This window comes from Microcoleus sp. K1-B1 (assembly GCF_036704705.1).
Taxonomy (GTDB): Bacteria; Cyanobacteriota; Cyanobacteriia; order Cyanobacteriales; family Microcoleaceae; genus Microcoleus.
Genome location: NZ_JAUBSH010000074.1, coordinates 21,134 through 28,391, shown reverse-complemented (window position 1 = coordinate 28,391; position 7,258 = coordinate 21,134). Strand labels below are relative to the sequence as shown.

Genomic DNA, 7,258 nt, shown 5'->3' with positions numbered 1-7,258 from the left:
GACTGGTTGTCGGCGTCGGACTGGTTGTCGGCGTCGGACTGGTTGTCGGCGTCGGACTGGTTGTCGGCGTCGGACTGGTTGTCGGCGTCGGACTGTCTGTCGGCGTCGGTAGGGGAAGCGGAGTTGCGCTGCCGGGAACTGTGGGGGCAATTACAAATGAGCTTCGCCCTAGGGTTCTGCTGTCTACTCCGGGCAATACTGCTAAAAAGTCGCCACTGACGCCGTTGCGAATAATCGTACTGCCGGCTTTGGTCTCAGTGCTTTGGAAGATTACCAAATCTTCAAACTTGAGGTCGCCACTTAACCCGATTAAATCTTCGCCTTGGCGAAAGTCTGTGAAAATGTCGGCATCGGCGAGATCGGGGCCGCCTGTGGTGAGAAATGCCGGGTTCGTACCGTCGCTACTGCTGCCACTGGGGGAACTGAAGGCACCGATGACGAAGACATCTCTGCCTTCGCCTCCTGCCACTACGTCTTTGCCTGCTTCGCCCCAAATCACGTCGTTGCCAGCACCGGCGTCCACGATGTCGTCGCCGTCACCGCCGAATACGATGTCGTCGCCGTCGCCGGAAAAAAATGTATCCCCGCCGGCGTTTCCGTAAAGCCAGTCGCCTCCTTCGTTGCCAAATACCAAGTCTTCGCCATCGCCGCCGAAGAGCGAGTCGTTACCTTGGTCGCCCCACACGATGTCGTCGCCTCGATCGCCCAAAAAGCTATCGTCGCCAGAACCGCCACGCAAGCTGTCGCTGCCTTTGCCGCCGTAAGCCGTGTCTCTGCCTTCGCCTCCGATTACCGTGTCGTTGCCGTCATTGCCGTACAGCACGTCAGGGTTATTTCCCCCGTCGAGGGAGTCGTTGTCTTTGCCTCCGTACAGGGTATCGAGTCCTGAACCGCCATCTAGAACGTCGTTCCCGGGCCCGCCGAACAGCACGTCGTCATCCTCGGCCCCGAATATTAAATCGTCGCCGTCGGCTCCTTGCAGGTTGTCGTTGCCTTGCAGCCCGGAAATCACGTCGGGCCCGGGACTGCCAACTAAGGAGTCGTTGGTTTCTCCGCCGCGGACTACGCCGCCGATGATTCCGGGCGAGGTACCTTGGCCTCCGCCCCCTGTGTCGTCTATGTCGCCAATTGTGTCGTCCCCGGAGGGAGGTGTTGGAGGTGTTGGAGTCGGAGTCGGAGTCGGAGTTGGTGTTGGCGTCTCTGGTTCTGGTTCTGGTGTTGGCGTCTCTGGTTCTGGTTCTGGTGTTGGTGTTGGAGGTGGTATAATTATTACTGGCACTGCACTTGGCATTATTTTGGCTCCTTTAAACGACGATCCCGATTAACTTTAAGAACTGATTAGTATCAGTTTGTTGCCACAAATCTGGCTTAAAATTGATTAATAACCCCATCATTTCTAACATACTAAATCAAAACTGCCACGGCTATAGATATTTTTTAAGCGGGGCATCTTTTGATCTCAAAATATTAATGATTGCACGTTTTGAGGCCTATGTTGGGTATACTTTAATATCGCGCCATTTCGATAGAACCTAGAAGTCGGGCTGGGAGTGAGCCCGGTGTATTTATCCAGAATCAGAAAAAATAAAAATCTTCGCCGTCATAATTTTTTCTTTCCGAATGTTGGATGCGGAATACAGATGTGCCTCTTGCCTGCAGAAGTGAATGCCTTATGCTGACTGCTGACAAGAAACAGAGCTGTTAATTAGGGGCAGAAGCGGCCCGGTTTGTTCTTGTCCACTGACAGATAGTTCGCTGTGGCAAAGGTAAAGCAGGGAACAGCGACTTAACAAATCTAGCAGAATTCGCCGCAGTCGCTGTTGGTCGGCCGCCGTTTCCTCTTCGGTTTCCCAGGGACGCCCCTGTTGCGATCGCAAAAATAAGGGAGCGCCAAATAATGTCGCCGCACCGCCGCTCAGCCACAGGGGCGAGCCGGCATCCAGCCAAAAGTGCCATTTATGGGCGCGGCGGCTGCTGCGGTACTGGAAGATGTTGGCGAGGGTGACGGCTCTGGCTGCTGGGCCTTCTGGACGCACTGGAAAGGGGTTGGCGGTGACGGTTCCTTGGCGCAACAACTGGATGAACCGGGCGATCGTTTCTGAGTCGCCGCCGTTTGTTGGTTCTACGCGCTGCATTCGCCCGTTGATTTCCCAGTAGTGGGTGGCGGTTTCCATTAACTCGCGCAGGGCTGCTAGCCGATCGTAGGGCAGGTATCTGTCGTTCATGAGAAATTTCTGGATGGCTCGATCGAGTAGGGCAATTGGACTCGGCAACAGCCGCTCCTGCTGTTGCGATCGCTGTTGTTCGATCCACTCGACAATGTGCTCGTAGGCCCTGGCTGCTCGGTGTCCCACTCTGTCCCACCGGGGAAAGGCTGTAATTGGCAGCAATTGAGGTCGATCGATATCTGGGCAAAAACAGTGATCGGCGATTAAACCTGCCCTCACTTGGTCGATCGATTTTTGATTGTGAATTTGAGATTTTAGATTGAACATCGAGTTGGAATCTTCTGTTTCCAATGAACGGTGTTTCTGGCTGCCCAACACTACCAGCATTTCGGCTGTGCCGTCTCGATCGACTAAACGGCCGAGTCCCGGATAAACTAAGGCTAACAAAGTGAGTAAAGCTCGAATCTCTGGGGTAGTCGAGAGCGGCCGCTGATCGTTGAGAGATACGGCGGCGATACCATCTCGCGCGAGAATTTCCGTTAAACTGTAACGGGCGATCGCATCCATCCCAGGGGCAATTACGGCGATTTCCTGCGGTTCCACGGCTTGTGACTTCACCGCATCCACGATGATTTCGGCGGTTTCTCGCAGCAGTTGAGCCCGGGAAGTAGTTTGGAGCGATCGAACTGATCCGGGCAAACTCAAGCCTAAAGGATAAAAACCCTCAGAATTAACTGCTAAACTTACCGCTAAATCTCCAATCTCTGCGGCTAAACCCGCTTTTGCGTCCAAATTTTCCACACTTTGACAGCGGTGTTCGAGTTGGGCTAGGTATTCCGTGTCAGCCCCCAAGCCCAAACGCACTCCTCCATCTGGATTGTAGGAGAACGCCCCCGCTGCACCTTGGTCGAGCATTCGATCGAACAAATGGCAACTTATCGCCGGATAATCGTCAACATCGTCTGCGATCACAGCTTGGTATCTAGAGGCCAAATGCTGCTGGTAACTGACATCCGGCAACAAATAGCGCCAGTAGAGTTCGCAAACAATCCCGTAAGTCAGGAGCCCCCGCGTCAAGCACCATTCCCGCCACCTTTCCAGCAACTCTCCCATGCTAGTCCACAGGTTGGTCGAGCCGCCGTCACCAGCAAATCCCTGTTCCAGAATGCTGGGAATCTCTTCTCTCGGCGTACCGCTGACAGCAGCCAGTTGTAATAAGTCTAGTGTTCGACGCACCATTCGGTTTGGACTTACCCCTGTTTTTTGCAAAATCCCTTCGTCTAATTCGCGACGCCAGAGTCTCGCGGCAAGTTCCAGTTCTGTTTCAGGTTGCAGCCGTAGGGGAAATTGAGCCCTCAAATCCAGCGACTGAACTAGGAGGGGCCAAAATAACAATACCTCCTGCTCAAAAAAACCGAAGGGTGTTGTGGAGTGAAAGGTATATTTTCCTTCGGTAGCGACGGCGATGCGATCGGCTAATTCTAGCCGGTTGTCTCCGTTAGCTGCTAAGACTAAAATTGCTGGGGCAGTTTGTCCAGCCCGCCGCCGCCCGGAACTCGATCGCCCTGAAACTGTTGTGGGCAAGGGCTTGACAGTTTGGCTCCAAATGCAGAACTGCTCGACTAAACGAGTGGTTTTGCCACTGCGGGCAGATCCGACAATCCAAACAGAATCCTCAGTGGCAGTTCCCAATTTATGTAAATTTGTTACCATACCATGAATACTTTAATCAATAATGTCTACAGCCAACTAACAAGCTTTAGCTATGAATACTTCTCCGTGGCACAGGATTGTAAAATATCTCTACAGCCTTCACCAATGGTATCGAGAAACGCCTGAGAGGGCCCTAGAACAAGCCTACGATGCTGCGTTAGCAATTAAGGCGATCGAAGACGAGCATTTTGGCGGTCAAGGAATCTCTGAGCGATCTGGAGATTACGGACAAAGCACACTTTCTTACTTTAAATCCGAACTGGAAAAATACCTCAAGGTCATCCAAACCCGAATGGTTGAGTTTAATGCTAGCCGTTCTTTTTTGGAACTGCCGGAGCGAGTGGGGGCAAAACCGAAAACGGGGCACAGCGCTGATCATCACCAGCACGGATTACATCTCAACAATAAAGATAGAGAATCCCTTATATTTGAGAAGCTAGAGTTTATTGATGGAGTCATCGACAAGTATATTAATAATAGTAGATCGACGGCAATTGTTCCGGTTGTCAGTTCAGTAAATGTGCAGGCAAAATCTACAAATAGCAGCTCTCCACCTGACCCCAAAAATAAAGGTTCAGCTAATTCTGTTCAAATTCACGATGGTGAGGTTGACACTAACTATGAAGAAGTAAATTTATTACCGCGATCGCTTTTGGGTACTTTGAATCGAATCACTAAAGATTTAGACCCTGGAGCTGAAAAAGAAGTAGTCAAGAATTTTCGCAATTCCAAAGTAAAAACAATTATTTCTCTCAGGTTTATTTTGCTTTTGATTTTAGTTCCGCTGTTGACGAATCAAATTTCCAAAAACTTTCTAGTCGGCCCAATAGTTGACCATTTTAGAGGTCAAGAAAATGCTCCACTTTTCATAAATGTTAACCTGGAAGAAGAAGCATTCCAAGAACTGGAGAGATTTGAGCAAAGCCTCAAATTTAAAAGGTTAATAGGCACTGCTCCCTCGCTTTCTTTAGAGGAAACGGAAAAGATGATTGCCGCGAAAGCAGTTGAACTAGCGGAGGAATACCGCTCTGAAAGTGGGGGAGCCATTAAAAATATTTTTTCCGATTTGATTTCCTTCATTGCCTTTGCCGCGATTATCGTCACTAACAAGAAAGAGATTGAGATTTTAAAGTCTTTCATGGACGATGTGATTTACGGCCTCAGTGACAGTGCGAAAGCTTTCGTAATTATTTTGTTTACAGATGTGTTTGTCGGATTCCACTCGCCTCATGGTTGGGAAGTAGTTCTCGAAGGTGTATCGAGGCATTTGGGACTGCCAGAAAATAGGCAGTTCATATTTTTGTTCATTGCAACGTTTCCAGTGATCTTGGATACGGTATTTAAGTATTGGATATTTCGTTATTTAAACCGGAGTTCGCCTTCGGCTGTTGCTACGTACAAGAATATGAACGAATAATCAGAGGCGAAGGAAGTTCGGCAACGGATTTTGTAACGGATGTAACGGATGTCAGGAAGAAGGAAGAAGGAAGAAGGAAGAAGGAAGAAGGAGAAAAAGATGTAATAATAGGAAGGGTTTTAGGCATTAATAACGTCCTCAGTAGGGCCTCGACTGCACAGAGAGTGGCTTACCCATAGCGCATAAAACAATTTATTTTTTGCGTCAGGAGTGGTTTAATTAAGTTGATATACTTAAGCTGTTTGGCCTCTAAATTTTATTTTTTTGCGTGTTCTCGCGCGCGCGCCACAAGAATTTTATCAAACTTGACAGTCATAAAGGCTCCGCTCAGGAAGCGTAATATCAATTCCGGCTGCGCCGGAATGATATCAAATCCGCGCTTCATCGTCGGGCGTAAAGTCGAATGAAGCTGCCAACAAATATCCACGCAATTTTCATTTTTTTAGACTCACAGTCAACAGTTAACAGTCAACAGTCAACCATCACAGACGGTGCAACCGGACTCAATATAAAATTTAGATGCGCCTTGGCCGATAGACAAAAAATGCGATCGCCCGCAGAATCTCTCGAAAGAAATCAAAAGGGCGATCGCATTCCCAAAACTCATTAGCCATTACCAATGACCTAATTCCAACGCTTCTTGCGCTGTCGCTGGCTGGCCACCGCCTCCACCAGCCCCAGGCCGAGAAAATTACTCAGCAGCGACGCATTCCCGTAACTCAGGAAAGGCAGTGGAATGCCCGTAACCGGCGCCAAGCCAATGTTCATCCCAATATTCACGAACACCTGAAAAATCAACATTGACAGTACGCCGATCGCCAGCAAAGAACCAAAATTATCGTTAGCAGTTTGAGCGATCGTTACCAACCGGAAACAAATTATCCAGAACACCAACAGCACGCAAATACAGCCAATAAACCCCAATTCTTCGCCAATAGCTGAAAAGATAAAGTCTGTATGCTGTTCGGGAATAAAGTTAAGCTGAGTTTGCGTTCCCTGAAACAAACCCCTGCCTTTGAGTTCCCCGGCCCCAATAGCAATCCGAGATTGAATCAAGTGATATCCGCTGCCTAAAGGATCTTTCTCTGGGTTTAAAAACCCTGTCAGACGCATTTTTTGATAATCCTTGAGTACATTCCAAAAAAGCTGTCCGACTTGTCCAGAAACAACGTTCACCAACACAGCACCGAAAGTCCCCAACCAGGGCCAAGGCAGGGTTCGCCAAGCGATAATACCCGCAATAACTACCCAGGCTACCCAAATCGGTGTATACAGGTTATTGAGGAGAACTGAGATGAGAGGAGAAAATAGCAATATTAGCCAGCCGGGATTGACATTACCCCAGTAAAACATCCCCATTGTGATCGCGCCGAAGACTAAGGAAGTACCTAAATTTGGTTCGGCAAAGATCAATCCCCAGGGTACAGCCATAATCGCCAGCATCCTCAACATATTACCCACCGTGGGGACAGTCTTGTCGTGCAGCAGAGCTGCTAAAGTGACAATCATGCCTACTTTGGCAAATTCTGAGGGTTGCAGGTAGAAGCCACCGATGTTGATCCACCGCTGGGCACCGAGCCCTGTAGTACCGATAAACCGCACTGCAATCAGCGACAAATTGATTAATATGTAAATCGGCCATTTCCACTCAAGTAGTGTTTGGTAACGGCAGCGGGAAATGATGATGGCGAGGAACAAACCGACTGCCCCAGTTACCCAGTGCCGCCACCAGTCGATCAGCCCCTGGTTGATTTCGACGCTGCGGATCATGACTCCCCCGAAGATGGTGAGGGCGATGCAAGCGCCAAACAGCCAAGGGTCTGCTTCTTCCCAGGGTTTGAAAATTGATTTCCAGCGGTTTCTGACTTGTATTCTCTGCAACATGAGGATTTTAGATTTTAGATTTTAGATTTTAGATTATCGAGCCGATTTTCGGAAGTTGTGGATATATTTCAGATTC

The 7,258-nt window shown here is 49.2% G+C and carries 5 protein-coding genes; 2 read left to right on the top strand and 3 right to left on the bottom strand.

Annotated features, from left to right (window positions below; translation table 11 throughout):
- The coding region (locus QUA83_RS22490; RefSeq protein ID WP_333295947.1) for a calcium-binding protein at nt 1-1,291 on the bottom strand (1,291 nt) is incomplete at its 3' end.
- A 379-nt stretch (nt 1,292-1,670) separates the two neighbouring features.
- On the bottom strand, nt 1,671-3,881 hold the full coding sequence (locus tag QUA83_RS22485; protein ID WP_333295945.1) for a recombinase family protein: 2,211 nt from the start codon (nt 3,879-3,881) through the stop codon (nt 1,671-1,673).
- 52 nt (nt 3,882-3,933) lie between these two features.
- Between QUA83_RS22485 and QUA83_RS22480 the strand changes: the two genes are divergently transcribed.
- Complete coding sequence (locus QUA83_RS22480) at nt 3,934-5,298, top strand: proton extrusion protein PcxA (protein WP_333295943.1); 1,365 nt, start codon at nt 3,934-3,936, stop codon at nt 5,296-5,298.
- 403 nt (nt 5,299-5,701) lie between these two features.
- The gene (locus QUA83_RS22475; protein ID WP_333295942.1) at nt 5,702-5,908 is read left to right on the top strand and encodes a hypothetical protein; all 207 of its coding nucleotides are present in this window, start codon (nt 5,702-5,704) and stop codon (nt 5,906-5,908) included.
- A gap of 14 nt (nt 5,909-5,922) precedes the next feature.
- On the opposite strand, the gene rodA is transcribed toward QUA83_RS22475, so the two are convergent.
- A complete protein-coding gene (rodA, locus tag QUA83_RS22470; protein ID WP_333295940.1) occupies nt 5,923-7,182 on the bottom strand; it encodes a rod shape-determining protein RodA in 1,260 nt (419 codons plus the stop codon).
- Nucleotides 7,183-7,258: the final 76 nt, after the last annotated feature.

Coding starts and splice junctions, on each gene's coding strand:
- QUA83_RS22485 (WP_333295945.1), bottom strand. CDS start 3,881: ATGGTAACAAATTTACATAAATTGGGAACTGCCACTGAGGATTCTGTT.
- QUA83_RS22480 (WP_333295943.1), top strand. CDS start 3,934: ATGAATACTTCTCCGTGGCACAGGATTGTAAAATATCTCTACAGCCTT.
- QUA83_RS22475 (WP_333295942.1), top strand. CDS start 5,702: ATGAAGCTGCCAACAAATATCCACGCAATTTTCATTTTTTTAGACTCA.
- rodA (WP_333295940.1), bottom strand. CDS start 7,182: ATGTTGCAGAGAATACAAGTCAGAAACCGCTGGAAATCAATTTTCAAA.